Genomic DNA, 354 nt, shown 5'->3' on the forward strand with positions numbered 1-354 from the left:
TGTACTCTCAAGATTTAAGTAACTGTACAACGTAAAGGTGTAGGCAAAGCAATGTCACTCTGTTTTTGTACTCTCAAGATTTAAGTAACTGTACAACGCAATGCCACTGAAGCAATGACTGCTCTTGGTTTTTGTACTCTCAAGATTTAAGTAACTGTACAACCTAAACCGACACCAGAAAAACCAGTGACACGTTTTTGTACTCTCAAGATTTAAGTAACTGTACAACAGACAAAACAAGAAGTATCACGTTCGATTCGTTTTTGTACTCTCAAGATTTAAGTAACTGTACAACCGTTGACCATTTAGATACTCAAATGACTTAGTTTTTGTACTCTCAAGATTTAAGTAACT

General features: G+C 35.3%; 1 CRISPR repeat array.

The features are described 5' to 3' along the window. A CRISPR array of direct repeats spans nucleotides 1–295; the repeat unit is 31 nt; unit sequence TGTACTCTCAAGATTTAAGTAACTGTACAAC. Nucleotides 296–354 lie beyond the last annotated feature (59 nt).

Source organism: Streptococcus sp. HMSC072D03, from assembly GCF_001812855.1.
GTDB lineage: Bacteria > Bacillota > Bacilli > Lactobacillales > Streptococcaceae > Streptococcus > Streptococcus salivarius_D.